Annotated in this window: 25 protein-coding genes and 1 pseudogene; 13 read left to right on the forward strand and 13 right to left on the reverse strand. The window is 68.2% G+C overall.

What is annotated here, in order from left to right; all coding sequences use genetic code 11:
* The first annotated feature begins 100 nt into the window (after positions 1–100).
* Entirely contained in the window at positions 101–967 is an 867-nt protein-coding gene (gene rfbA / locus LI92_RS04800) for a glucose-1-phosphate thymidylyltransferase RfbA (RefSeq protein WP_046316533.1), read from the forward strand.
* Between the two features lie 6 nt (positions 968–973).
* Here rfbA and LI92_RS04805 read toward each other — a convergent pair whose 3' ends face one another.
* From LI92_RS04805 to LI92_RS04840, 8 genes are all read right to left on the reverse strand, one after another.
* Entirely contained in the window at positions 974–2,278 is a 1,305-nt protein-coding gene (locus tag LI92_RS04805) for a pyridoxal phosphate-dependent aminotransferase (protein WP_046316536.1), read from the reverse strand.
* A gap of 65 nt (positions 2,279–2,343) precedes the next feature.
* Positions 2,344–5,184: a (Fe-S)-binding protein gene (locus tag LI92_RS04810; protein ID WP_046316538.1), complete on the reverse strand. Its 2,841-nt coding sequence runs from the start codon at positions 5,182–5,184 to the stop codon at positions 2,344–2,346.
* Between the two features lie 235 nt (positions 5,185–5,419).
* Positions 5,420–5,974: a hypothetical protein gene (locus LI92_RS22910; RefSeq protein ID WP_152665337.1), complete on the reverse strand. Its 555-nt coding sequence runs from the start codon at positions 5,972–5,974 to the stop codon at positions 5,420–5,422.
* An 81-nt stretch (positions 5,975–6,055) separates the two neighbouring features.
* A complete protein-coding gene (locus LI92_RS04820) occupies positions 6,056–6,424 on the reverse strand; it encodes a DUF3054 domain-containing protein (RefSeq protein ID WP_046316540.1) in 369 nt (122 codons plus the stop codon).
* A 25-nt stretch (positions 6,425–6,449) separates the two neighbouring features.
* Positions 6,450–7,037, reverse strand: coding sequence for a hypothetical protein (locus tag LI92_RS23660; protein WP_046316542.1), 588 nt, complete (start codon positions 7,035–7,037; stop codon positions 6,450–6,452).
* A 107-nt stretch (positions 7,038–7,144) separates the two neighbouring features.
* Positions 7,145–7,708, reverse strand: coding sequence for a hypothetical protein (locus LI92_RS04830; protein ID WP_502691399.1), 564 nt, complete (start codon positions 7,706–7,708; stop codon positions 7,145–7,147).
* 92 nt (positions 7,709–7,800) lie between these two features.
* Positions 7,801–7,983, reverse strand: a complete 183-nt coding sequence (locus tag LI92_RS04835; protein WP_046316544.1) for a hypothetical protein — start codon at positions 7,981–7,983, stop codon at positions 7,801–7,803.
* A 23-nt stretch (positions 7,984–8,006) separates the two neighbouring features.
* Entirely contained in the window at positions 8,007–9,488 is a 1,482-nt protein-coding gene (locus LI92_RS04840) for an amino acid permease (RefSeq protein ID WP_046316547.1), read from the reverse strand.
* 168 nt (positions 9,489–9,656) lie between these two features.
* Between LI92_RS04840 and LI92_RS04845 the strand changes: the two genes are divergently transcribed.
* Positions 9,657–10,817, forward strand: coding sequence for an FAD-dependent monooxygenase (locus tag LI92_RS04845; protein ID WP_046316549.1), 1,161 nt, complete (start codon positions 9,657–9,659; stop codon positions 10,815–10,817).
* A 139-nt stretch (positions 10,818–10,956) separates the two neighbouring features.
* Positions 10,957–11,112 (forward strand): annotated as a pseudogene (locus tag LI92_RS24275) (cytochrome P450); the annotation flags it as partial.
* 79 nt (positions 11,113–11,191) lie between these two features.
* Here LI92_RS24275 and LI92_RS04855 read toward each other — a convergent pair.
* Positions 11,192–11,680, reverse strand: coding sequence for a winged helix-turn-helix transcriptional regulator (locus LI92_RS04855; RefSeq protein ID WP_046316554.1), 489 nt, complete (start codon positions 11,678–11,680; stop codon positions 11,192–11,194).
* A gap of 89 nt (positions 11,681–11,769) precedes the next feature.
* Here LI92_RS04855 and LI92_RS04860 point away from each other — a divergent pair, with 89 nt between their 5' ends.
* The 8 genes from LI92_RS04860 to LI92_RS04895 all read left to right on the forward strand — a co-directional run bounded on the left by LI92_RS04860 (position 11,770) and on the right by LI92_RS04895 (position 19,283).
* Positions 11,770–12,960, forward strand: a complete 1,191-nt coding sequence (locus LI92_RS04860) for a thiolase family protein (RefSeq protein WP_046316620.1) — start codon at positions 11,770–11,772, stop codon at positions 12,958–12,960.
* A gap of 5 nt (positions 12,961–12,965) precedes the next feature.
* Positions 12,966–13,943: a nitrilase-related carbon-nitrogen hydrolase gene (locus LI92_RS04865; RefSeq protein ID WP_046316557.1), complete on the forward strand. Its 978-nt coding sequence runs from the start codon at positions 12,966–12,968 to the stop codon at positions 13,941–13,943.
* The gene (locus tag LI92_RS04870; protein ID WP_046316558.1) at positions 13,930–14,433 is read left to right on the forward strand and encodes a DUF302 domain-containing protein; all 504 of its coding nucleotides are present in this window, start codon (positions 13,930–13,932) and stop codon (positions 14,431–14,433) included. The genes LI92_RS04865 and LI92_RS04870 overlap by 14 nt, the downstream gene beginning before the upstream one ends.
* A 2-nt stretch (positions 14,434–14,435) precedes the next feature.
* Positions 14,436–15,020 carry an NAD-dependent epimerase/dehydratase family protein gene (locus LI92_RS04875; RefSeq protein ID WP_046316560.1) on the forward strand — a complete coding sequence of 195 codons (585 nt, stop codon included), beginning with the start codon at positions 14,436–14,438 and terminating at the stop codon, positions 15,018–15,020.
* A gap of 206 nt (positions 15,021–15,226) precedes the next feature.
* Positions 15,227–17,074, forward strand: coding sequence for a molecular chaperone DnaK (dnaK, locus tag LI92_RS04880; RefSeq protein WP_046316562.1), 1,848 nt, complete (start codon positions 15,227–15,229; stop codon positions 17,072–17,074).
* Complete coding sequence (gene grpE / locus LI92_RS04885; protein WP_082109560.1) at positions 17,071–17,700, forward strand: nucleotide exchange factor GrpE; 630 nt, start codon at positions 17,071–17,073, stop codon at positions 17,698–17,700. The genes dnaK and grpE overlap by 4 nt, the downstream gene beginning before the upstream one ends.
* 21 nt (positions 17,701–17,721) lie before the next feature.
* A complete protein-coding gene (dnaJ, locus tag LI92_RS04890; protein WP_046316564.1) occupies positions 17,722–18,915 on the forward strand; it encodes a molecular chaperone DnaJ in 1,194 nt (397 codons plus the stop codon).
* On the forward strand, positions 18,912–19,283 hold the full coding sequence (locus LI92_RS04895) for a heat shock protein transcriptional repressor HspR (protein ID WP_046316624.1): 372 nt from the start codon (positions 18,912–18,914) through the stop codon (positions 19,281–19,283). The genes dnaJ and LI92_RS04895 overlap by 4 nt, the downstream gene beginning before the upstream one ends.
* Before the next feature lie 73 nt (positions 19,284–19,356).
* Here LI92_RS04895 and LI92_RS04900 read toward each other — a convergent pair whose 3' ends face one another.
* Genes LI92_RS04900 through LI92_RS04910 form a run of 3 tightly spaced genes read right to left on the reverse strand, consistent with a single transcriptional unit; the run spans position 19,357 to position 22,128 of the window.
* On the reverse strand, positions 19,357–20,259 hold the full coding sequence (locus tag LI92_RS04900) for an aldose 1-epimerase (protein ID WP_046316566.1): 903 nt from the start codon (positions 20,257–20,259) through the stop codon (positions 19,357–19,359).
* Positions 20,256–21,422 carry an FAD-binding oxidoreductase gene (locus LI92_RS04905; protein WP_046316568.1) on the reverse strand — a complete coding sequence of 389 codons (1,167 nt, stop codon included), beginning with the start codon at positions 21,420–21,422 and terminating at the stop codon, positions 20,256–20,258. The genes LI92_RS04900 and LI92_RS04905 overlap by 4 nt, the downstream gene beginning before the upstream one ends.
* Before the next feature lie 34 nt (positions 21,423–21,456).
* Entirely contained in the window at positions 21,457–22,128 is a 672-nt protein-coding gene (locus LI92_RS04910; RefSeq protein ID WP_046316571.1) for a GAP family protein, read from the reverse strand.
* Between the two features lie 109 nt (positions 22,129–22,237).
* On the opposite strand from LI92_RS04910, the gene LI92_RS04915 reads away from it, so the two are divergent.
* On the forward strand, positions 22,238–22,708 hold the full coding sequence (locus LI92_RS04915) for a hypothetical protein (RefSeq protein ID WP_152665338.1): 471 nt from the start codon (positions 22,238–22,240) through the stop codon (positions 22,706–22,708).
* A gap of 4 nt (positions 22,709–22,712) precedes the next feature.
* Here the strand turns inward: LI92_RS04915 and LI92_RS04920 are convergent, their stop codons facing one another.
* Positions 22,713–23,330, reverse strand: a complete 618-nt coding sequence (locus LI92_RS04920) for a TetR/AcrR family transcriptional regulator (protein WP_046316574.1) — start codon at positions 23,328–23,330, stop codon at positions 22,713–22,715.
* A gap of 100 nt (positions 23,331–23,430) precedes the next feature.
* Between LI92_RS04920 and LI92_RS04925 the strand changes: the two genes are divergently transcribed.
* Entirely contained in the window at positions 23,431–24,177 is a 747-nt protein-coding gene (locus tag LI92_RS04925) for a nuclear transport factor 2 family protein (RefSeq protein ID WP_046316627.1), read from the forward strand.
* The last annotated feature ends 103 nt before the right edge of the window (positions 24,178–24,280 follow it).

Consider the following 24,280-nt stretch of genomic DNA (forward strand, 5'->3'; position numbering starts at 1 on the left):
TTCACCCGGCTCCGCCGCGTTCGCGATCCCCGCTGGGACTCGGGCGGGGATCCGCTTCACCCGGCTCCGCCGCGTTCGCGATCCCCGCTAAGCTCACCCCATGCGCGGGATCATCCTGGCCGGTGGCTCCGGTACCCGCTTGCATCCGATCACCATGGGCGTCAGCAAACAGCTGCTGCCGGTCTACGACAAACCGCTGGTCTACTACCCGCTGTGCACGCTGATGCTGGCGGGGATTCGGGACATTCAAGTGATCACCACGGGCCACGACGCCCCGGCCTTCCGGCGATTGCTCGGCGACGGTACGGCATTCGGCGTCGACATCAGCTACGCCGTCCAAGAGCAGCCGGACGGACTGGCGCGGGCATTCGTGATCGGCGCCGACCACATCGGCACCGACAGCGTCGCGTTGGTGCTGGGGGACAACATCTTTTACGGCGCCGGTTTGGGTACCAGTCTGCGGCGCCACCAATCACCTTCCGGCGCCGTGATTTTCGCCTACTGGATGGCCGACCCGTCGGCCTACGGGGTGGTCGAGTTCGACGCCGGTGGTACCGCGGTCTCGGTGGTGGAGAAACCGGCCACACCCAGTTCGCACTACGCGATACCGGGTCTGTACTTCTACGACAACGACGTCGTCGAAATCGCCAAGGGTCTGACGCCCTCCGCGCGCGGCGAATATGAGATCACCGACATCAACCAGGCCTACCTGGAGCAGGGCCGGCTCACGGTTGAGACGCTGGCCCGCGGCACCGCGTGGCTGGACACCGGTACCTTCGATTCCCTGCTGGACGCCGGCGACTACGTCCGCACCGTCGAACGCCGGCAGGGACTCAAGATCGGCGTCCCCGAAGAAGTGGCGTGGCGGATGGGTTTCATCGACGACGAGGCCCTGGCCGCGCGCGCCGCAGCGCTGTGCAAGTCCGGCTACGGGGATTACCTGCGGGGACTGCTGGCTCGGCCGTGACGCCGCTCAGGGCCGGTAGCTGACCAGGAAGTTGCCCAGCCGCTCGATGGCGCTGGACAGGTCCCGGGCCCACGGCAGCGTCACGATCCGCAGGTGATCCGGCGCCGGCCAGTTGAACCCGGTGCCCTGGGTGACCAGGATCTTCTCCTGCAGCAACAGGTCCAGCACCAACTGCTCGTCGCTGTCGATCGGGTAGACCTCGGGGTCCAACCGGGGGAACGCGTACAGCGCGCCGCGGGGCTTGACGCAGGTGACGCCCGGAATCTCGTTGAGCTTGTTCCACGCGATATCACGCTGCTCGAGCAGCCGCCCGCCCGGCAACACCAGGTCATCGATGCTCTGGTGGCCGCCCAAGGCGACCTGAATGGCATGCTGGGCCGGAACATTCGGGCACAGCCGCATGTTGGCCAGCAGGTTGATGCCCTCCAGGAAACTGGTCGCGTGCTCCTTGGGGCCGGTGATCGCCACCCAGCCGGAACGGTAGCCGGCCACCCGGTAGGCCTTCGACAGGCCGTTGAAGGTCAAACACAGCAGATCCGGGGCCAGGGTGGCCAGGCTGGTGTGTTCGGCGTCGTCGTAGAGGATCTTGTCGTAGATCTCATCGGCCAGCAGCAGCAGCTGGTGCTTGCGGGCCAACTCGGCGATCTGGCTGAGCACCTCGCGGCTGTACACCGCCCCGGTCGGGTTGTTCGGGTTGATCACCACCAGCGCCTTGGTGCGTTCGGTGATCTTCGATTCGATATCGGCGATGTCGGGTTGCCAGTCCTGCGTCTCGTCGCACAGGTAGTGCACCGGCGTGCCGCCGGCCAGCGACGTCGAGGCCGTCCACAGCGGGTAGTCGGGGGCCGGGATCAGCACCTGGTCGCCGTTGTCCAGCAACGCCTGCAGCACCAGCGAGATCAGCTCTGATACGCCGTTGCCGAGGTAGACGTCATCGACGTCGAAGCGGGGAAAGCCCTCCACCAGTTCGTAGCGGGTCACCACCGCGCGGCGGGCCGGCAGGATGCCTTGCGAGTCCGAGTAGCCCTGCGCGTACGGCAGCGCCTGGATCATGTCGCGCATGATCACATCGGGTGCCTCGAACCCGAACGGCGCCGGGTTGCCGATGTTGAGCTTGAGGATGCGGTGCCCCTCGGCCTCCATCCGGGCCGCCTGGGCGTGGATCGGACCGCGGATCTCGTAGAGGACGTCTTGCAGCTTGGTCGACTGCGCGAACGTACGCTGCCGTGGCTGACTGCCGGTGGCAGACCACGGCGTTTGATGCTGCAACGGATGTGCGGTCACGTTGACAATGCTCCCATAGCTGTCCAATCAAAATTTGCCAGAGAAACAAGTTGGGGCCGTATGTGCACCCATACGGCCCCAACCCGTTATCTCTAGCGTTTGCCCGGCGGTCGCGCCCCGCGCTGGATTCCCAGGCCTTTCACCGGCGGCTGCTCCTTGGGTGCCTCGGCTGCCGGAGCCGGCTCGGGCGCCGCTTGCGCAGTCTCCGGCTCGGCCGCCACCGGCGCCGCGTCGACGGCAGCGGGCTGCGCGGCCGGGGCGGCCGGGGCCGCCTTCTTGGCGCCGGGGCGACGCGCGCCCGCCGCCATACCCAGTCCCTTGACCGGTGCAGCCGGTGCCGCCGACTCGGCGGGAGCGGCGGGCGCCGCCGGTGCGGCGGACTCAGCCGGTGCGGCAGCGGTCGCCTCGGCGGCGGGTGCGGCGGCGGCCGGGGCCGCCTTCTTGGCGCCGGGCCGCTTGGCCCCACCGGCGAGACCCAATCCCTTCACCGCCGGAGCCGCGGGTGCGGCAGCGGTCGCCTCGGTCGCGGGTGCGGCGGCGGCCGGGGCCGCCTTCTTGGCGCCGGGCCGCTTGGCCCCACCGGCAATCCCGAGCCCCGTGACCGGGGCCGGTGCGGCGGCCTTGGCCTCGGCAGCCGGCTTCTCAGGCGCCGCGGTGGTCGCAGCAGCGGGTGCCGCAGCCTTCTCGGCCACCTTCTTCGGCCCGGCCGCGGCGGCCGCCGCGGCGGCGGTGCCCTTGGCCGGCAACGTCACCGTGGACATGTCCAGGGACTCCAGCAGCAGCTGGGCGATGTCGCGCACGTCCACATCCGAACGCCCGGAGGCTTCGATGCGGTCGTCGACACCGTCGCTGACCATCACCCGGCAGAACGGGCAGCCGGTGGCGATGGTGGAGGCGCCGGTGGCCAGCGCCTCATCGACGCGGTCGTGGTTCACCCGCTTACCGATGTGCTCTTCCATCCACATCCGGGCACCGCCGGCGCCGCAGCAGAAGGAGCGGTCCATGGTGCGCGGCATCTCGATCAGGTTGGCACCGGCAGCGGCGACCAGCTCACGCGGCGGCTCGTAGACCTTGTTGTGCCGGCCCAGGAAGCACGGGTCGTGATAGGTGATGTCACGCGAGACCGGCGCCACCGGAATCAGCCGCTTGTCGCGGACCAGGCGGTTGAGCACCTGGCTGTGGTGCAACACCGTGTACTCGCTGCCCAGCTGCGGGTATTCGCGGGAGATCGTGTTGAAGCAGTGCGGGCAGCTGGCGATGATCTTGCGGTCCGGCTTGTCCAGGCCGTCGAAGACCTCGTTGAGCATCTCGACGTTCTGCGAGGCCAACTGCTGGAACAAGAACTCGTTGCCGGCCCGGCGGGCGGGGTCACCGGTACAGGTCTCGCCGGTACCCAGCACCAGGAACTTCACGCCGGCAGCGGCCAGCAGCTCCGCGGTGGCCTTGGTGGTCTTCTTGGCGCGGTCCTCATAGGCGCCGGCGCAGCCCACCCAGAACAGGTACTCGAAGCCGTCGAAGCTGTCGACGTCCTGGCCGTAGACCGGAATGTCGAAGTTGAGCTCATCGATCCAGGAGGTGCGCTCCTTGGCGTTCTGGCCCCACGGGTTGCCCTTGTTCTCCAGATTCTTGAACAGCACACTCAACTCGGAGGGGAACTCCGACTCCACCAGAACCTGGTAGCGGCGCATGTCCACGATGTGGTCGATGTGCTCGATGTCCACCGGGCACTGCTCAACGCAGGCACCGCAGTTGGTGCACGACCACAGCACGTCGGGGTCGATCACCCCGCCTTCCTCGGCGGTGCCCACCAGCGGGCGGACCGCCTGCTCCGGGCCGGAGCCGCCGATACGCTCGTAGCCCTTCTCCGGCACGTGGTGCCCGGGCAGCGGCTTGGCGTCGGCCAGGTCGACCTCGCCGGTCGGCATCGGCTTCTCGTCGAGCAGGTAGGGGGCCTTGGCCATCCAGTGGTCGCGCAAGTCCATGATGACCAACTTGGGGCTCAGCGGCTTGCCGGTGTTCCAGGCGGGGCACTGCGACTGGCAGCGACCACACTCGGTACAGGTGGCGAAGTCGAGCATGCCCTTCCAGGTGAAGTCGTCGATCTTGCCGCGTCCGAACACCGCGTCTTCGGGCGGGTTGTCGAAGTCCAGCGGCTCGCCCTGGTACTCGATCGGCAGCAACGGGCCCAGGGCGTTGGGCAGGCGCTTGAAGGTGACGTTGATCGGGGCCAGGAAGATGTGCAGGTGCTTGGAGTGCAGCACGATCAGCAGGAAGCCCAACGCAACACCGACATGCAGCAGCAGTGAGACGGTCTCGATGGTCTCGTTGGCCGACAGGCCCAGCGGCGCCATGATCTTGCCCATGAGGTGGGACAGGTAGGCGGCCTTGCCGTAGGGCAGGCTGCCGGTGTTGGCGGCGGCCCCGCGCAGCAGCAGGAACGTCCACACCACGTTGAGGATCATCACCAGGATCAGCCACGCGCCGCCGTTGTGCGAGCCGTAGAACCGCGAGGACCGGCCATGCTCGGTCGGGTTGCGCAGGATCCGGATGATCATGAAGACGAAGATGGACAGCGTGACCGCGGTGATGAAGAAGTCCTGCATGAAGCCCAGCACGTCCCAGCGCCCAATCAGCGGGATGGCGAAGTCGTGCTGGAACATCTGCCCGTAGGCTTCGATGTAGACCGTGATCAGGACGAAGAACGCCCACATGGTGAAGAAGTGGGCGATACCCGGGATCGACCACTTCAGCAGCTTGGCCTGCCCGGCGACCTCACGGATCTGCGTCTCGATCCGGTCCCTGATGTCCGAAGTGCGCTCAGGTCCGACCTTCTGACCGGATTTGACCAGGTTGAACAGCCAAAGTACCCGGCGTGCGGCCAGCGCACCCACAAACGCCGTCATGGACAGGCCGACCACCAGCCTGATCAGCATCTGGGTATTTTCGGTCACGGAGAGCCTCTCCCATCCACAAGTTACCGGCGAGTAACTTCATCATAGTTACTGATTAGTAACTTACCGCCAATCGTGCGCAGGGCCAGTTCACGCCCTGCTCGGTGCTCGCTCATAGTGCCACCTCGGGGTCGCTCAGCGCGACAAAGGCTGGCCTAACTGTATCGGCCGACGACCGTTCCGACGGGCGATCGCGGGTGGGCAGCCGACGCGGTATTCAGCGGCCGGGCAGCGGGATCACGATCACCGGCGGCTGCCGTGTGGTGGTGGGCGTCGCGGGTGCGGTCGTGGTGTTCGGCGCAGTGGTGGTGCCGGGAGACTCGGTGGTGGTCGGCGGCCCGGTGGTGCTGCTGGTGGTGGTCGGCGGTTCGGTGGTCGTCGGCGGCGGGGAAGGCGGCGCCTCGGTCTCCGGGGCGGGTGGCACGCCTGCGCCCGGCGGGGCGCCGGGCGGCACCCACTGCGGGGCCGGGGCGGTGGATTCCCCGGCGGGGGCGGTGGTTGTCGGCGTGGCCGGAGCCCCCGGTTCGGATTGCCTGTGCACCAGGCGGACCATGCTCCACACCAACAGGGTGATCAAGATCGCAGTAAGCGCGCCCAAGCCGACCAGCGCGACCGGCCGCAGATACCACGGGGTGGGTGGTGGCGCTGACCGGTCGCGCTGGCGGTACTGGCTGTCGTAAGCCGGCTCGCCGTAGTGGCCGTAGTGGCCGTTCCCGCTGTAGTCGGCCATCTGAGTCGGCTCATGGTGCGGGTCGTCCGGGGCTCGGCTCACACCCGTCGAGGGTAGGCGCCACGTCTGACGAAATGCCGCGCCAGCACCTGACGGCAAGCTGTGCGACCTGGGGAAACCGCCTTAGCGGGCGACGCGGCGCCGCCGGGCGGCAACGAAGACGGCTCGCCAGCCGAGCAGGAACACCGCGGTCACCGTCGAAGCGACCAGGATGAAACTCTTGGCCACGCCGGCTGAGGTCGCTTCGCGCAGCAGCATCCCGACCAGCACCGTCGAGACCCAGACGGTGACCCCGGTGGGCCACACGGCGGTGGGCCTGCGCCAACCGCGGCTGAGCAACCAGCCCAGCACCGTGCCGCTCAGAAAAGGCCAGGTAGTGGTCGCCAAGCCGGTGATGGTCAGACCCTCGTCGTGGCTGCGGCGGCCCAGCGCGCAGAAGATCAGCACGGCCACCACATCCATGCCGAGCCAGGCCGGCTTCTGCGGTTGCATGCGGCGAGAGTACCGGGGAGCCGGCCTACCGGTGCGGCGGCAGGGTGATCACCGTCGGCAGATCGGGCAGCTTGGGCACCGGCGGGATGGTGATCACCGACGGCAACGCCGGCAGGCGCGGCCGGTAGCGGTTCGGCGGCTCTTCGGGAGGCGGCGCCTGCTGCGCCGGAGGCTGCTGGGGCGGCGCCTGCCGGGGTGGGGCCGGCGGCGCGGTGGTGGGGGCGCTCGACGGCGTGGTGGTGGCGCTACCGGTGGTGCTGGTCGCGCTGCTGGTGGTGCTCGACGAGCTGGTGGTCTGCGGGGTCGTGGTGCCGCCGGGGCCGCGACTGGTCAGCTGGATGATTCCCCAGATCACCAGCCCGAGCATCACCAGGATGAGCCCGAACCAGGCGATCAGCACCGAGCGGCGGCGAAACCACGGCAGCGCCGGCGGCGCCGCGAAATCGGTGGTCGGCGCCGCGGGCTGCTCCTCGAAAGGGTTGTAGGCGGCGGCGTACTGGGTGGGCGCACCACCGCTGTGATGGCTCGGATTGGCGGGGGGTGGCCCGGGGCGGGGGCCCATGGGCGCCGGGGGCGGTCCGGGCGGCTGCGGGCCGCGTTGACCGACGGGCATGGACCGAGTCTGGTCCTCGCTGGGTCTGCCGGAACCGCCTGAAGATCCGATGCGCACCATTTCACCGATCGTAACGGAAAGCGCTGGCAGGCGACGTGGGCGAGAATTCAGAACGTCTCGACGTTGTCGATGCTGACCACCATCCCGTGGCCGGTGCGGTCGTTGGTGAAACGGGTGCCGTCGATATCGGCGTTGATCGTCCAGCCCTGCGCCCGGTAGGCCAGGTAGTCGATGGTCACGACCGGAATGTCGCCCAGGTTGCCCAGCACCCACTGCACGGTGCCGTCGGCGCTGACGCTGACGCCGTTGGCGTGCTGCCCGTCCTTGAGGGGGGAATTGGTGAACTCCGCCTCACAGTCGACTTGCGGTGATGAGATCTGGCAGCGGGTCCGCCCGGATTTCGTCTCGATGAAGACGTAGCCGTTGTCGTCCGGCGGCAGTTCGATGGCATCGGCCGGCTGGTTCGGCGTCGCCGAGGGGGACGGGCGCGGGGGGCTCGACGGCGTCGTGCTGGTCCGGGGCGGCCGCAGTGACGGTTCCGGTGGACCACCGCCGCCCGGCGACGCGGTCGGGTGACCGTCGACGGTGGTGCTGCAACCCGCCAGCAGCAGTGCGGTCGCCAGCGTCAGCTTTGCGACCGTCGGGGGCTTCGCCTGCTCTGGTGCTCGCACTCATTCCCTCGCTGCCATGTATTGCGGCTCAGCGTACGCACCCCGTGACTCCCGTGGCCACAGTGACGCGCGGTGCCCCGGTGGCGCGGGGGTCAGGAAAGGTCGCGGAAGGCCAGTGCCGCACCGATGGCCGCCAGCACCGCCGCGAGGGCATAACCAGCCATCGACCACCAGCCGGCGTGCAGGGCCGCGGCGATGGCGACGATCGCGATGGCGCTGAAGACCAGCACCATTCCGTACAGCGGGGGCTTGGCTGCGTAACGGTTGCGGGTCATGGGATCGGGCCTTACTACTCGTCCTACTCGTCCGAATCGGGCGGCACGGCCGCGGGCCGAGCCTGATCGTGCTCCGGCGCTGCAAGCGTGGCGGCGGCCTGGACCCGACCGCGCACCAGAAACCAGCCACCGAACAGGGCCGGGGTGCCGACCAGCAGCACACCCCAGACGAACGGGCCGCTGCGCTGGTCGAACAGCATCAGAACCAGCACGCCGGCCAGGAACGCCAACGTCACATAGCCGCTGTAGGGCGCCAGCGGCATCCGGAACGCCGGCCGCTGCATGACGCCGGCCTTGGCGAGTCGGTGCAGCCGCAGTTGGCAGGCCACGATCGTGGCCCAGGCCGCCATCACCCCGACCGCGGCGATGTTGAGCACGATCTCGAATGCCTGCCCGGGGCGCACCGCGTTGAGCGCCACGCCGAGCAGGCCGACCCCGCTGGTCAGCAGGATGCCGCCATAGGGCACCCCGTTCTTCGACATCTTGGCGGTGAACGCCGGGCCGCTGCCGTTGACCGACATCGAGCGCAGAATCCGCCCCGTGGAATACAGCCCCGCGTTGAGGCTGGAGAAGGCCGCGGTCAACACCACCACGTTCATCAGGCTGCCGGCCCCGGTGAAGCCCACCTTGGAGAAGAAGGTGACGAAGGGGCTCTGGTGCTCCTTGAACGCGGTGTAGGGCAGCAGCAGCGCCAGCAGCAACACCGATCCCACATAGAAGATCGCAATGCGGGCCACCACCGAGTTGATCGCCCGCGGCATGATCTTCTCGGGTTCGGCGGTCTCCCCGGCCGCGGTGCCCACCAGCTCCACCCCGGCGTAGGAGAACACCACTCCGGAGGTCACCAGCACCAGGGGCAGCAGGCCGGTGGGCAGCAGCCCGCCGTTCTCGGCCAACAGGTGCAGGCCGGTTTCCTGGCCGTCGACCTGGTAGCGGCCGCCCAGGAAGATGGTGCCGACCACCAGGAACGTCAGCAGCGCGACGACCTTGATCAGCGCCGCCCAGAACTCCAGCTCACCGAAGAGCTTGACCGAGATCAGGTTCATCGACAGCACCGCCAACAGGGCGATCAGGGCCAGCGTCCACTGCGGCACCACCCCGAACAGGTGCCAGTAGTGGAAATAGCTGGCGATCGCGGTGGTGTCGACGATCCCGGTCATCGACCAGTTCAGGAAGTAGAGCCACCCCGCCACGTAGGCGGTCTTCTCCCCGAAGAACTCGCGCGCGTAAGACACGAACGATCCCGACGTCGGCCGGTGCAGCACCAGCTCGCCGAGCGCGCGCAGGATGAGGAAGGCAAAGCCGCCGCACACCGCGTAGACGATGAACAGGCCCGGGCCGGCCGAGGCGAGCCGGCCGCCGGCGCCGAGGAACAGCCCGGTGCCGATGGCGCCACCCAGGCCGATCATCTGCAGCTGCCGGGGGGTCAGGTCTTTGTGGTAGCCCTCGTCCTCGCGGGCCAGTGCGGCGGGAGAAGCCGGCTGCGGGGCGGGGGAAAGTGACATCGCTGCGAGGGTAACGCACGGGGATTGCCGATCCGGATCAAAACCGTGGTCACGGGCACCGCGGCCCCGGCGCCCCCTGCCGCAGCAGGCCTGAGCCCGGATGCCATGGTGATCTGGTCAGGAGGTGCACATGGGTGCGATCAGGTGCGGAGCTGCGGGGTCGGACTCATGAGGCGGCGCATCGCCGTCGTGGGTGCCGGCGTCGCCGGGCTTGCGACCGCGGTCGGGCTGCACCGCGGCGGACATGACGTCACCGTCCTCGAACAGCGCACCGACACCTCCTCAGGCGCCGGGATCAGCATCTGGCCCAATGCGCTGGCCGCGCTGGACCAACTGGGCCTCGGCGATGCGGTCCGCGCGGCGGGCGGGCGGATCACCGCCGGGGCGGCCCGCTGGCACGACGGGTCCTGGCTGCGCCGCCCGGCGGCCGAACGAATTGTCCGGGCACTGGGGGAACCGCTGGTGGTGGTACAGCGCTGCGTGCTGCGCGACATCCTCGCCGAAGCGTTGGCCGCGGACAGTCTCCACTACGGCCTTGCCGCCACCGGCGTGTCGATGACGGGAGACGGTGTAGCGCTACAACTCTCAGATGGCACGGTGGGCACATTCGATGCCGTCGTCGGCGCCGACGGCACCCATTCGGTGCTGGCCCGCCACCTCAACGGTCCACTGCGCCGGCGCTACGTCGGCTATACCGCATGGCGTGGAATCGCTGCCTACACCCTGGATCGCGACCTGGCGGGGGAAACCATGGGCCCCGGAGTCGAAACCGGGCATGTGCCGATGGGGCCGGACCTGACCTACTGGTTCGCCACCGAGCGAGTCCCCGAGGGGCAACGAGCGCACGAGGGGGAGCTGGCCTACCTGCGCGCCAAGTTCGCGCAGTGGTGTGAACCCATGCCGAGCATCCTTGCTGCGACATCGCCGGCTGACGTGTTGCGTGACGACCTCTATGACCGCGAGCCCGCCCGTCACTGGGCGCGCGGTCCGATCGTGCTGGTCGGCGACGCGGCCCATCCCATGCGTCCGCATCTCGGCCAGGGCGGCTGCCAGGGCTTGGAAGACGCCGCCATCTTGGCCGAGTTCGTCGACCGGGCACCCGATCTGCCCACCGCGTTCGCCCGCTTCGTCGCGTTCCGCCGCCCGCGGGTGACACCGCTGGTCCGGGAGTCGGCGTGGTTTGGCAGGGCCGTCAATGCGCGGCCCGACTTTCTGAGCGCCGTGGTCAGTCGTGCCAGCGGTCTCATTCCAGAAGCCCTGTTGACGAGGCACCTGGCAACAGTCGCCGCGGGGTCGGCGTTTGTGCTGCCGCCGGCGGGCGCGCCGTAATGAGGCCAGGTCTGTGGCTCCGGTGGGCGCTGTTGCAGGGGTTTGCGCGTGCGCTTCTTGCGGTGCAGGCGCGGCGCGGCGACCCGATGGCGCGCCTGCTCGTCGGCCCGCGGCGTGGCGGCGACCCCGAGCCCCTGACCGAACAGATCCCCGGCTGCCCAATCTGGCGGAGCCGCCCTCGATGCTGGCGGTCGATCCGCCCGACCACACGCGCTACCGGCGAGCGGTGGTGCGCGCGTTCACGCCCCGTGCGATCGACACCTTGCGGACCCGGATCGTCGAGATCACCCATGAGCGCGCCCACGCCGCGTGGGCCGGCCACCCTGCACGGTTTCCGGCACATCCCGGCGACCGTCTGATCTCTCGCCCGGGTGTCATTGAGGATGTGACACCTGCGACCTGACCAGCCGTGCGCCCAGTTCGCCGGGTTCGATGCGGTGACCTTCGGTGCAGCGGATCTCGACCTGGGCGTCCGCGCCGCAGTCCAGATGCGTCAGACGCAGCCGCCCCCTATCGGGCAGATGGCGTTGTCCCCACTGGAACATGGCCCAGACCACCGGCATGAAATCAGTGCCGGCGTCGGTCAGCACGTACTCGTCGCGGCTGCGCTGGCCGGGCTCACGGTAGGGCCGGCGGGCCAGCAACCCGAGTTCGACAAGTTCCGCGAGCCGGGTCGCGGTGGCTGCTTTGGTGATGCCGACCCGGGTCGCGAAGTCGTCGAAACGGGTGGTGCCGTAGTAGGCCTCGCGCATGATCAGCATCGCGGACTTGGTGCCGACCACCGCCATGGTCTTTTCCACCGGGCACTCACCGATCGCCGACCAGCTGTCGCGGTCTGCCAGCTGTCCCTGCAGGAAATTCATCGCAGTCCACCTCCCTGAGTTGACTCTACTATACCCAGGGTGTATAGCTGAGTATAGGGAACAATACTTAGCTGGCCAGGAGGGTCATGATGGCCGAATATCAAGGTCGCGACGCCGTCATCGTCGGCGCCGTTCGCACTCCGATCGGGAGGGGCAAGCCCGGCGGCGCCCTCCACGAGGTCCTGCCTGCCGACCTGCTGGCGCACAGCCTGCGAGAGCTGGTGCAGCGAACGGGAATCGATCCGATTCAGGTCGACGACGTCATTGCCGGCGCCGTCACTCAGGTAGGCGATCAGGCCCTCAATATCGGGCGCAATGCGCTGCTGGGTGCGGGCTTCCCGGAGTCGGTTCCCGGCACCACGATCGATCGACAGTGCGGCAGTAGTCAACAGGCGATCAGCTTCGCCGCCCAAGGTGTGGTGGCCGGCGCCTACGACGTCGTCATCGCCGCAGGAGTCGAGTCGATGAGCCGCGTACCTATGGGGGCTTCGCTGCTGCCGGGCAGTCGTCCCCTTGGTGAAGCGGTGACCCGGCGCTATCCGGAAGGTCTGGTGCCGCAGGGCATCAGTGCCGAGCTGATCGCAGCGCGCTGGGGTTTGTCCCGGACCGAACTCGACGAGTTCTCCGCCAACAGTCACGAGAAGGCGGCGCGGGCCACCAAGGACGGGCTCTTTGATGACGAGCTCGCTCCGATCGCAGGCCTGACCACTGACGAGATCATCCGGCCCGGAACCAGCGTGGCCACTTTGGCAGGGTTGAACCCGGCGTTCTACGACGAGGCGATGAAGGCGCGCTTCCCGCAGATCAATTGGGATATCACCCCCGGCAACTCGTCACCGCTGTCGGACGGCAGTGCAGCGGTGTTGATCACCAGCGGCGAGTTCGCCCGAAAGATGGGGCTGCGACCGCTGGCGCGCATCCACACCAGCACGGTCGTCGGGTCGGATCCGCTCTACATGCTGACCGGGGTGATTCCGGCCACGGAGAGGGTATTGCGCCGCGCCGGCCTCAGCCTGTCCGACATCGATCTGTTCGAGGTCAACGAGGCGTTCGCCCCCGTCGTACTGGCGTGGGCAAAGGACGCCGGTGCAGATCTGGCCAAGACGAACGTCAACGGCGGAGCCATCGCGATAGGGCATCCGTTGGGCGCCAGTGGCGCGCGCCTGATGACAACCCTGGTCCACGCGTTGCAGCACAGCGGAGCACGTTTCGGCCTGCAGACCATGTGTGAGGGCGGCGGGATGGCCAACGCCACCATCATCGAGCGGATAGAGGGCTGACGACCATGAGCACGATTCGAGCAGCGGCGGTGCAGATCAGCCCGGTGCTGTACAGCCGCGAAGGGACCGTCGAACGGGTGGTGGCCAAGATCGGGCAGCTGGCCCGCCACGGAGTGCAGTTCGCGGTCTTTCCGGAGACGGTGATCCCTTACTACCCCTATTTCTCGTTCGTCCAGCGTCCGTTCGAGATGCGCCCGCACCACCTCACCCTGATGGAACAGGCTGTGACCATCCCGTCGGCGGAAGTCGATGTGATCGGAGCAGCGGCGCGGCAGGCGGAAATGGTCGTCTCGATCGGCGTCACAGAACGTGAGGGCGGTTCCCTGTACAACACCCAGCTGCTGTTCGACGCCGACGGGACCCTGCTGCAGCGTCGCCGCAAGATCATGCCCACCTATCACGAGCGGCTGCTCTGGGGGCAGGGCGACGGCAGCGGACTGCGTGCAGTCGACAGCACGGTCGGGCGGGTGGGGCAACTGGCCTGTTGGGAGCACTACATGCCGCTGGCGCGCTACGCCCTGATCGCCGACGGGGAACAGATCCACTCGGGCATGTGGCCGGGATCGTTCGCCGGCGACCTGTTTGCCCAGCAGCTCGAGACCAGCGTGCGCAACCACGCACTCGAGTCGGCGGCATTCGTCGTCAATGCCACTGCTTGGCTGGACGCCGATCAACAGGCGCAGATCATGGCCGACACCGGATGTCCGATCGGGCCCATCTCGGGCGGCTGCTTCACCGCGATCATCAGCCCGCACGGCGAACTGCTCGGCGAGCCGTTGCGCTCCGGTGAGGGCGAGGTGACTGCCGACCTGGACTTCTCGGTGATCGATGCCCGCAAGTCGCAGATGGACGCCCGCGGCCACTACAGCCGCCCGGATCTGCTGAGCCTGCTGGTGGATCGCACCCCACGGGTACCTGTCCGGGACCGCGTCGACGAACACGCAGGCACCGAGATCGAGGAGGTGGAGCGTGTCGCAGTGTGATCCGCAGGAACTGCGCTTCTCCGGCGTCCAGCTGCGGTACCCGAGCACGAAGAGCTACGAAGAGCTGGTTGCCGCGCTGCTTGCTGACGTCGGCGAGCGGCCGGTTCCCATCGACGATCTTGCCGGCGATTTCGCCAGTTGGGAGTCCTACCGAAGCGAGGTCGAATCGCACGTTGGTGCAAGCGGATTCATGTTGTTCACGACGTTCGACCATGGCGGCTGGATCCACAAGGCCGGGATCGACCGCAAGGTGCTGCGGGTGATCATCGGCAACCCGCTGATTGCGATCACGATGTTGCGCCACGATGTGACCGCGGGTCTGTTCGCGCCGGTGGAACTGTTGCTCGTCGGCGAGGAGGACGGCCGCAGCAGTTTGACCTATGTCAAACCGTCGACACTGATGGTCGTCGAACCCAATCCTGCCCTGCTTGCGGCCGCCGAAGAACTCGACACCAAGCTGGCCGCTTTGGCGATGAAGGTTTCGGGATGACAATGCGCGTCTTCTTTGCGGGTGCTTCGGGTGTGATCGGGAGTCGGCTCGTGCCGATGCTCGTCAAAGCGGGCCATACCGTCGGCGCTATGACGAGGTCGGCTGAGAAGGCCGATCGGCTGGCCGCAATGGGTGCGCAGCCGATCGTCTGCGACGTCTTCGATCGTCCGGCGCTGACCCGGGCCGTGCGTGGGTTTGCGCCGGACGTATTGCTGCACGAGCTGACCGACCTGCCCGAGCATCTGGCCGACCTGCCCGAGGAGTCGCTGCTCAACGCCCGTATCCGGGCCGAGGGCACCCGCAATCTCATCGACGCGTTGGACGGCCTGCGCCCGACGAAGGTCATCGCCCAAAGTGTGGCGTGGACTATGCGCCCCGGCCCGGAAGCCGAGGCGGTCGCGCTGCTCGAAGAAGCGGTGCTCGCGGCCGACGGCGTGGTCCTGCGTTACGGATTGTTCTACGGACCCGGTACCTATTACCAGGGCGAACTGCCGCCGCAACCGCGGGTGAACATCCACACCGCCGCCGCGCGGACATTTGACGCCCTCGGTGCTCCCGCGGGCATCCTGACGGTTGTCGACGACTGAGTCGGCTGTTCCGCGCCAGCGATCCCTCGGTGCCTCTTTGCTGCCACCGTGTTCATTCGGGAACAAACTGGGAACCCGACCCGTTGACCCCAGCAAGAAGTTGAGTTAGAAGCACTCAAGTCCAATTGACAGCGAGACTGTCGAGGAGCATTCTTGAGCGCAGTCCGCTCAGACTAGGGATTATCGTCTACCAGGGAGGAACCACAATGGCTCGTGCGGTCGGAATCGACCTCGGGACCACCAACTCGTGCGTCGCAGTGCTGGAGGGCGGGGACCCCGTCGTCGTAGCCAACTCGGAGGGCTCGCGCACCACCCCGTCGGTCGTCGCGTTCGCCCGTAACGGCGAGGTGCTCGTCGGCCAGCCCGCCAAGAACCAGGCGGTCACCAACGTCGACCGCACCATCCGCTCGGTCAAGCGCCACATCGGCTCGGACTGGAAAGTCGAGATCGACGGCAAGGACTACACCGCGCAGGAGATCAGCGCCCGCGTGCTGATGAAGCTCAAGCGTGACGCAGAGGCCTACCTCGGCGAGGACATCACCGACGCCGTGATCACCGTGCCGGCCTACTTCAACGACGCTCAGCGTCAGGCCACCAAGGAAGCCGGTCAGATCGCCGGGCTGAACGTGCTGCGCATCGTCAACGAGCCGACCGCGGCCGCGCTGGCCTACGGCCTGGACAAGGGTCACAAGGAACAGACCATCTTGGTGTTCGACCTCGGTGGCGGCACCTTCGACGTCTCCCTGCTGGAGATCGGCGAAGGCGTGGTCGAGGTGCGGGCCACCTCCGGTGACAACCACCTCGGTGGCGACGACTGGGACGACCGCGTCGTGGACTGGCTGGTCGATAAGTTCAAGGGCACCTCGGGCATCGACCTGACCAAGGACAAGATGGCCATGCAGCGCCTGCGCGAGGCTGCCGAGAAGGCCAAGATCGAGCTGTCGAGCTCGCAGAGCACCTCGATCAACCTGCCCTACATCACCGTGGACGCCGACAAGAACCCGCTGTTCCTCGACGAGCAGCTCACCCGGGCGGAGTTCCAGCGGATCACCCAGGACCTGCTGGACCGCACCCGCAAGCCGTTCCAGTCGGTGATCAAGGACGCCGGTATCTCGGTGTCGGAGATCGACCACGTGGTGCTGGTGGGTGGTTCCACCCGGATGCCCGCGGTCACCGACCTGGTCAAGGAGCTGACCGGCGGCCAGGAGCCCAACAAGGGCGTCAACCCCGACGAGGTTGTCGCCGTGGGCGCCGCGCTGCAGGCCGGCGTGCTCAAGGGTGAGGTCAAAGACGTTCTGCTGCTTGACGTCACACCGCTGTCGCTGGGTATCGAAACCAAGGGCGGCGTCATGACCAAGCTGATCGAGCGCAACACCACCATCCCGACCAAGCGCAGCGAGACCTTCACCACCGCCGACGACAACCAGCCGTCGGTGCAGATCCAGGTCTTCCAGGGTGAGCGTGAGATCGCCTCGCACAACAAGCTGCTCGGCTCCTTCGAGCTCACCGGCATTCCGCCGGCCCCGCGCGGTGTCCCGCAGATCGAGGTCACCTTCGACATCGACGCCAACGGCATCGTGCACGTCACCGCCAAGGACAAGGGCACCGGCAAGGAGAACACGATCAAGATCCAGGAAGGCTCCGGCCTTTCCCAGGAGGAGATCGACCGGATGATCAAGGACGCCGAGGCGCACGCCGAGGAGGACCGCAAGCGGCGCGAAGAGGCCGACGTGCGCAACCAGGCCGAGTCGCTGGTCTACCAGACGGAGAAGTTCGTCGCCGAGCAGCGCGGAGCCGAGGGCGGCTCCAAGGTCCCCGAGGACACCCTGGCCAAGGTCGACGCCGCGATCGGCGACGCCAAGAAGGCGTTGGAGGGCACCGACATCGGCGCCATCAAGTCGGCGATGGAGAAGCTGGGCGTCGAGTCCCAGGCCCTGGGCCAGGCGATCTACGAGGCCACCCAGGCTGAGCAGGCCGCCGAGGCCGCAGGCGACTCCGGTGGCGACGACGACGTCGTGGACGCAGAGGTGGTCGATGATGGAGACACCAAGTGAGCCCCGAGGGCGCCGCGAACGGCTCCGACGTCCCGCCGGAGACCATCACCGTCACCGATAAGCGGCGTATCGACCCCGAAACCGGTGAGGTGCGGGAGAGTTCCTCCGGACCGGCCCCCAGTGGGCCGGCTCCGGAGGAGCCGCCCGTCGACGAAGACCAGGACGACCCGCTGGCCGAACTCACTGCGGACCTGCAGCGCGTGCAGGCCGACTTCGCCAACTACCGCAAGCGGGCGCTGCGCGATCAGCAAGGTGTTGCCGATCGCGCCAAGGCCACGGTGGTGACCGAACTGCTCGGCATCCTCGACGACCTGGATCGCGCCCGCAGCCACGGTGACCTGGAATCGGGACCCCTCAAGGCGATCGCCGACAAGCTGACCAGCGTGCTCACCGGGTTGGGCCTGTCGTCGTTCGGCGCCGAGGGCGACGAATTCGACCCGCAGCTGCACGAAGCGGTCCAGCATGAGGGTGACGGCACGCACTCGGTGATCGGCACCGTCCTGCGACGGGGCTACAAGCTCGGCGAGCAGGTGTTGCGACACGCGATGGTCGGTGTCATCGACACCGTCCCGGACGCCGAATCGGGCGGGGCCGTTGTCGACGGCGACAACGCTGACCAGAATTGACAGGTAAGGAGGTGACGCGGAATGGCTCAGCGTGAATGGGTCGAAAAAGACTTCTACAAAGAGCTGGGCGTCTCCTCCGACGCCAGCGAGAAAGAGATCAAGAGCGCCTACCGCAAGTTGGCCTCCGAACTGCATCCGGACCGCAACCCCAACAACCCGGCGGCCGCGGAGCGATTCAAGGCGGTCTCGGAGGCCTACAGCGTCTTGTCCGATGAGGCCAAGCGCAAGGAATACGACGAGACGCGACGGCTGTTCGCCGGCGGCGGCTTCGGCCGGCGCTTCAACGGCGGCGGCTTCGGCGGTGGCAACTTCGACCGGTTCTCCACCGGCGGCGACGGCAGCGAGTTCAACCTCAACGACCTGTTCGGCGCCGCCGGTCAGACCGGTGGGGCCAACATCGGCGATCTCTTCGGCGGCCTGTTCGGGCGCGGGGCCCAGCAACGGCCCAGCCGGCCGCGGCGGGGAAACGACCTGGAGACCGAATCCGAGCTCAGTTTCCTCGAGGCCACCAAGGGCGTGGAGATGCCGCTGCGGCTGACCAGTGCCGCACCGTGCACCAACTGTCACGGCAGTGGCGCCCGGCCGGGTACCAGCCCGCGAGTGTGTGTGTCCTGCAACGGATCCGGGGTGATCAGCAGTAACCAGGGCGCATTCGGGTTCTCCGAGCCGTGTACCGAATGTCGCGGCAGCGGCTCGATCATCGAACACCCGTGCTCGGAGTGCAAGGGCACCGGGCGGGCAGCCCGGACCCGAACCATCAACGTGCGGATTCCGCCGGGCGTCGAAGACGGCCAGCGGATCCGGCTGGCCGGCCAGGGCGAGGCCGGCCTGCGCGGCGCCCCCTCGGGCGACCTCTACGTGACGGTGCGGGTCCGCCCGGACAAGGTCTTCGGCCGCGACGGCGACGACTTGACGGTCACCATCCCGGTGAGTTTCGCCGAACTGGCCCTGGGCACCACCTTGTCGGTGCCGACCCTGGACGGCAAAGTCGGTGTGCGGGTTCCCAAGGGCACCGCGGACGGCCGGATCCTGCGGGTCCGGGGCCGCGGCGTGCCCAAGCGCGGCGGCGGCCACGGCGATCTGCTCGTCACCGTCAAGGTTGCGGTTCCCCCCAATCTGGAGGGCGCGGCGCAGGCGGCGCTTGAGGCGTACGCGGCGGCGGAGCAGGCCAGTGGGTTCGACCCGCGGGCCGGATGGGCGGGGAACCGGCCATGAGCAAATCGGAGAACTCGCGCACCTTCTTGATCTCGGTGGCCGCGGAGTTGGCCGGGATGCACGCACAGACGCTGCGCACCTATGACCGCATCGGGCTGGTCAGTCCCCGGCGCAGCTCCGGCGGCGGGCGCCGCTACTCCGAGCGCGACGTGGACATGCTGCGCGAGGTGCAACGGCTCTCCCAGGACGAGGGCGTCAACCTCGCCGGGATCAAGCGCATCATCGAGCTGACCAATCAGGTGGAGGCGCTGCAGTCGCGGATCAAGGAGATGTCGGCCGAGCTGGAGATGTTGCGCTCCAAGCAGCGCCGGGAGCTTGCCGTCTTGCCCAAGAGCACCGCCGTGGTGGTCTGGCAGCCCCGCAGCTAGCGATTTCCCCGCTGACTCTGCGCCCACCAGGCAATCCACTCGCACATCTGCCGGGTACGCGCAGAGTCAATGCTCAGGCGAGCCGGATCGAGAACTGGGCCGCGCCGGGTTGGCCCGAGCGCGCCACCGCGTAACCGCCGCGGCGCAGCGCGTCGGTGGGCGCGGCCATCGGCTCGAAGCAGACCACGTCGTCGGTGGCCGGCGCATAGATCTGCGCCGCCGGATACCCCGCGTCGAAACACACCTCCACGCGGCGTCCGCCGCCGGAGACCGCGAACACCGATCCCGGCTGCACCTCGTCGAAACCATGGTCGAAGACCTGCTCGCCCAACAACTGGGTGGTCGCCGGGTGTGCGGCGACCGCCCCGGTGGGGATGCCGTGCCGGTCCACGATCCGGGACCGCATCGCCGGGGTCTGGATCAGCCACTGTGATCGGGGCACGTCGGGAAGCTGCAGATAGGGGTGGAAACCGAAGCACAGCGGCACCGCCGTGTCACCGGTGGCGGTGACCGTGGTGCGCACCGTCAAGGTGCGGTCCGCCAGTGTCACCGCCAGCTCCAGCAGGTGCGGGAACGGAAACGACGCGAGCAGATCCGGGCGCGATCCGACGTCGAGCTGCGCCGTCAGCGCCGACGCCGACCGAGCGGTCACCCGCCATCCCGGCTCGCCGGCCAGAATCCCGTGGATCGGGGCGCCGTAGTCGTCGGTGTGCACCCCGCCGGCCCCGGGGACCAGCGTCACCGTCGTATCGCCCACCCGGTAGGTGTTGGCGCTCAGGCGATTCGCCCATGGATACAGCAGCGGGATGCCCATGGTCTTGTACTCGGTGATATAGGCGGCAACACCTCGGAGTTGGCCGAGCAGTTCCACGCCGTCGTCGGCCAGCGAGGTGCCGATCATGCCGGCGTGCGGCAGGAAGGTCGCCGTCAGCGGCGACGACGGATCCGACAGGACGCAGGCGGCGAGATCGGTCACGCCGACAGGGGGTCGTGTTGAATGCGTTGCGGGGGAGTTCCTTTGGCGATGAGGGCGGCCACGGTCGCGCGCGTCATCTCCGGGCCGCCGCAGACCAGGATCTGCCGATCGCCCCAGTTGCCGTAACGGGTGACCACGTCTGCCAGTCGCCCGGTCTGGCGCAGATGCAGTCCGCGCGGCGGGGTCACGTCGGGATAGTCTGCGGCCCAGTCGGGGTCGCGCGGGTATTCCGACACCGGGGTCACCGACAGCCAGGGATTGTGCGCCGCGATCTGCCACAGGGTGGGCAGATCGTAGAGCTCGCAGGGATAGCGGCCGCCGAAGAACAGGTGCACGCGCGGATTCTCGCCCCAGCGGGTCAGGTCCATGATCATCGACCGCAGCGGCGCCAGGCCGGTGCTGCCGGCCACCATCAGGACGTCGCCGCCGCCTCGGTCCACGTGCAGGCCGCCCAGCGGGCTGGACAGGCGCCACCGGTCGCCGGGCCGGGTCTCGTTGACGATCGCGGTGCTGACCAGTCCGGCCGGAACCGCCCGCACGTGAAACTCGATCGCCCCGGTTTGGTCGGCCGGAATGCTGGGGCTCAGGTAGCGCCACGACCGAGGGCATTGCGGTACCTCGACTTTGACGTATTGGCCGGGGTGGTACGGCATCGGCTGATCCAGCTGGAGCCGGATGACGGCGATGTCGCGCGACACCCGCAGGTGCTCGATGACGGTGCCGTCCCACCAGGCCGGACCTTCTTCGGCATCGGCGGCGCCGCCCATCACGCCGATGATCAGGTTCAGCGCCTCGCGGGCGGCTTCGTCGACGGCCGCGGTCCAGCGGTCGGCCAACGCCTCCCGCAGGGTGGCCAGCAGCACCTGGCCCACGCTCTGGTAATGGTGTTGGGTCACACCGTACTTGCGGTGATCGCGGCCCAGTTGAGCCAGGAAGGACACGGGTGGTTGCGCCCGTTGGGCGAGGAATTCGCCCAGCACCCAGCTCATGGCGTGGGCGAAGGCGTCCCGCTGGGGGCTCAGGTCGGCGGGGAACAGGTCGCGGACCGAGGGGTCGGTGCCGAACCATCGGTTGAAGAACTGGGCGACGACACCGGAAGCGTCGCACGGCGCAGCGAACGCGTCATGCAGAACGCGCAGCGCATCGCGGTCGTCCAGGCCCACGGCGCGATCTTAATGGCGCCGGGGGGGGCGCCGGTCAGAGCGCGTGAATCCCGTTGTAGACCACCATCGCACCGATCAGGATCAGGATCACCGCGACCAGTGCGGCGTGCTGGCGCTCCATCCAGTCTTTGAGCCGGTGCAGCGCCGGATCGAGCCGGTCGCTGGCGGCCACGTAGCCCAGAATGGGAATCAGCACCGAGGAGGCGGAGAGCGCGACGAAGAATGCCGCCATCGGCCAGCTGTCCTCGGCGGCCAGTCCGGCGCTGCCGATGGTCAGGCCGGCGGCGGCGCACATGAACAACACCTCTGGCCGGACGACGGCCAGTACCGCGCCCATCAGGCCGGCGCGCAGCGGTGCCATCGTGGTGAAGGAGCGCATCCAGCGGGGCATTTCGCTGTGCCCGTGCCGGGCCGTCCACCGGTAGAGGCCGAACCCGATCAGCGCCGTACCGACGACGATCCGCAGCCACGACGCCCAGCCCGGCGGCGTCCTCTGCAGACCGCCGGCCAGGCCCGAAGCCGCGACGAACGCGGCGGTCAGAGCCGCCAGAGCGGCCAGCCATCCGAGCGCAAAGGCCAGGCCGGTCTTCCGCGGGCGCGCGGTGTGCAGCACGAGCACGGCCGGGATGACGGTGATCGGGGACAGCGCCACCACCAGGGCAAGGGGTATCAGGGCAGTCCACACCGAAGCCAGGCTGGTCGTCATAGCTGCACCGTAGCGGACCGGATCGGACCGGCCGTGCACCGCGGGCGCGCCTTGCCATATACCCCTACGGGGTATAGGTTCAGCGTGGCAACCTTGGGGAGGGTGGGATATGTCAGCTACGCCGCAGCGAGACCCGGCCGATTCGGCGAAGCCTGCCGGACGCAGATTCGGGGTGGCGGGCGCGTTCGCCGCGCTGACCTGCACGCTGGCCTGTTGTCTCCCGGCGGTCCTGGCCGCAGTCGGCGCCGGAGCCTCGGCGGCGGCCGGCGCCGGCCACGGCGCGCACGACGGCGCGCGGCCCCGGGGATCGGGTGGCGCTGCGCTCGAGGCGTTACATCGGATCAGCCCCGTCCTGCTGATCGTGTCGATCGTGTTCGTCACGGTCGCGCTGGCCCTGCGGCGTCGGGCTGCCGCGCTGCCCGCGCTGATCGTCGGGGTGGCGCTCTACCTCAGCGTGCACGGCCAGTCGGATCCCACCGTCATGTATGCCGGGATGGCATTGGGTTACGCCGCCTGGATCGCGCTGTTCTGGTGGAGCCGGCCGCCGGCCGGTGCCCGATCGTGCGAGACATCGGTGTGAGACCTCAGCGTCCTGAATCGCCGGTTCCGGCCAGGCCCGCCAGCACCAGTGCGGTCGCGAAGGCGACCAGCTCGGCACGGCTGGCCCGCAGCCGGCCGTCGGCCCAGTCGAGAACCAGCGCGGTCAGGGCTCCCGACAGTGCGCTGGCGTGCATGGCGCGGCTGGTGGGGTTGCCCGGCGGGTCGGTGACGCCCGCGGAACCGGCCAGCTCGGTCAGGAGCCCGGGCAGGACATCGGCCCGGTGGGCGGCGAGCAGATTGCTGGACTGCGGCTCGCGCAACAGGATCCGCAACCGCCGGGGATCTGCCTCGAAGTAGCCGGCGGCAGCGTCGACCGCCGCCGCGACGGGAGATTCCGGGTCGGTGGCGCCGGCGACGGCGTCCAGCAGTTCGGCGTTGCAGCGATCGTAGACCGACAGCATCAATTCGTCTGTGTCGCTGAAACTTTCATAGAAGTAGCGCGGGCTCAGCCCGGCGTGCCGGCAGACCGCCCGCATGGTGACTCCCGAGGCGCCCTCGGTGCCCAGCAGCTCGAATCCGGCCCGCATCAGTTGCGCTCGGCGGAGCTGGGCCCGGTCGTCATGAGTCTGGCCGCGCCATACTCGCGGCGCCGTCGTGTCCATTGGGCCACCCCATCCGCTTGAGAATCACTTGATTCTACTTCCCCTGCCTGCTTTGATTGCGGGAATCAGGTGATTCCAATACGGCGGGAAGGTGGGTGGCATGTTCGACGAGGCGCTGTTCAGGGAGGCCATCGCCAAACCGAGACTGCGTCAGCCACTACCGGAATACCTGCCCGGAAACCGGGCCGGCGGCAAGGTCAAGGTGCTCACCGAGCCCGAGCTCAACGCCATGACCGAGCAGTGGTTCCTCGACCTGGACCGCAAGATCGCGCACTACGCCGAGCGCGGGATCGACGTGGCCTTCGCCGCCGAATGGGCCAAGAAGTATTGGTGGAGTTGGCTGATGCGGGACATGTCGCTCAACCACGAGCTCTACACCCCGGACCTGCGCTACAAAGACCCCACCACCTTCGGCCGCATCATCGTCGGGCTCGAGGAGTTCGAGCGCTACAACTTCTCCTTCCTCGACGCCATCCCGGACTGGCGCTACGACCCGCTGCCCGGGCAGGTCTACTTCGACGTCACGCCCGAGGGCGAGACGCGGGTGATCGTCCGCTACATCGGCAGCGGGCACTTCAGCGGCACGCTGCGCTTCTACCCCTACGACGAGTCGGCTCCGGCGATCCACGGCGTCGGCACTTTCGTCCAGTGCACCGCGGTGGATCGCTACCACTTCAACGCCGACGGGCTCATGTACGAGGGGGAGACGCTGTTCGACCTGCTCGACGCCACCCAGTCGGCCGGCGTGCTTCCCTCGGACGACAGTTGGCTCTTCCGCGCGCTGATGGGAGCCTCGCGGTTGCCCCGGCTGGTGCAGGATGCCCGTCGCGCGCTGCGTCTTGGCTGATCAGGCGGGGTGAGTTGACGCTCAGGAAAATTTATTAGACCTGAGCGGAACAGACTCAACCTTGACGGCGTTGGAAAACACGACAAGCATTTTCGGCGGGCGT

The sequence above is a fragment of the Mycobacterium sp. UM_Kg1 genome, assembly GCF_000972925.1.
Lineage (GTDB): Bacteria > Actinomycetota > Actinomycetes > Mycobacteriales > Mycobacteriaceae > Mycobacterium > Mycobacterium hiberniae.

Bases quoted from the DNA above. Each gene is read 5' to 3' on its own strand.
- LI92_RS04820 (WP_046316540.1), bottom strand. From the start codon at position 6,424: ATGCAACCGCAGAAGCCGGCCTGGCTCGGCATGGATGTGGTGGCCGTG.
- LI92_RS04845 (WP_046316549.1), top strand. From the start codon at position 9,657: ATGAGGCGGCGCATCGCCGTCGTGGGTGCCGGCGTCGCCGGGCTTGCG.
- LI92_RS04920 (WP_046316574.1), bottom strand. From the start codon at position 23,330: ATGGACACGACGGCGCCGCGAGTATGGCGCGGCCAGACTCATGACGAC.
- LI92_RS04855 (WP_046316554.1), bottom strand. From the start codon at position 11,680: ATGAATTTCCTGCAGGGACAGCTGGCAGACCGCGACAGCTGGTCGGCG.
- LI92_RS04810 (WP_046316538.1), bottom strand. From the start codon at position 5,184: ATGCTGATCAGGCTGGTGGTCGGCCTGTCCATGACGGCGTTTGTGGGT.
- LI92_RS04910 (WP_046316571.1), bottom strand. From the start codon at position 22,128: ATGACGACCAGCCTGGCTTCGGTGTGGACTGCCCTGATACCCCTTGCC.
- LI92_RS04840 (WP_046316547.1), bottom strand. From the start codon at position 9,488: ATGTCACTTTCCCCCGCCCCGCAGCCGGCTTCTCCCGCCGCACTGGCC.
- LI92_RS04895 (WP_046316624.1), top strand. From the start codon at position 18,912: ATGAGCAAATCGGAGAACTCGCGCACCTTCTTGATCTCGGTGGCCGCG.
- LI92_RS04925 (WP_046316627.1), top strand. From the start codon at position 23,431: ATGTTCGACGAGGCGCTGTTCAGGGAGGCCATCGCCAAACCGAGACTG.
- LI92_RS04875 (WP_046316560.1), top strand. From the start codon at position 14,436: ATGCGCGTCTTCTTTGCGGGTGCTTCGGGTGTGATCGGGAGTCGGCTC.
- dnaK (WP_046316562.1), top strand. From the start codon at position 15,227: ATGGCTCGTGCGGTCGGAATCGACCTCGGGACCACCAACTCGTGCGTC.
- dnaJ (WP_046316564.1), top strand. From the start codon at position 17,722: ATGGCTCAGCGTGAATGGGTCGAAAAAGACTTCTACAAAGAGCTGGGC.
- LI92_RS04860 (WP_046316620.1), top strand. From the start codon at position 11,770: ATGGCCGAATATCAAGGTCGCGACGCCGTCATCGTCGGCGCCGTTCGC.
- LI92_RS04835 (WP_046316544.1), bottom strand. From the start codon at position 7,983: ATGACCCGCAACCGTTACGCAGCCAAGCCCCCGCTGTACGGAATGGTG.
- LI92_RS23660 (WP_046316542.1), bottom strand. From the start codon at position 7,037: ATGCCCGTCGGTCAACGCGGCCCGCAGCCGCCCGGACCGCCCCCGGCG.
- rfbA (WP_046316533.1), top strand. From the start codon at position 101: ATGCGCGGGATCATCCTGGCCGGTGGCTCCGGTACCCGCTTGCATCCG.
- LI92_RS04865 (WP_046316557.1), top strand. From the start codon at position 12,966: ATGAGCACGATTCGAGCAGCGGCGGTGCAGATCAGCCCGGTGCTGTAC.
- LI92_RS04915 (WP_152665338.1), top strand. From the start codon at position 22,238: ATGTCAGCTACGCCGCAGCGAGACCCGGCCGATTCGGCGAAGCCTGCC.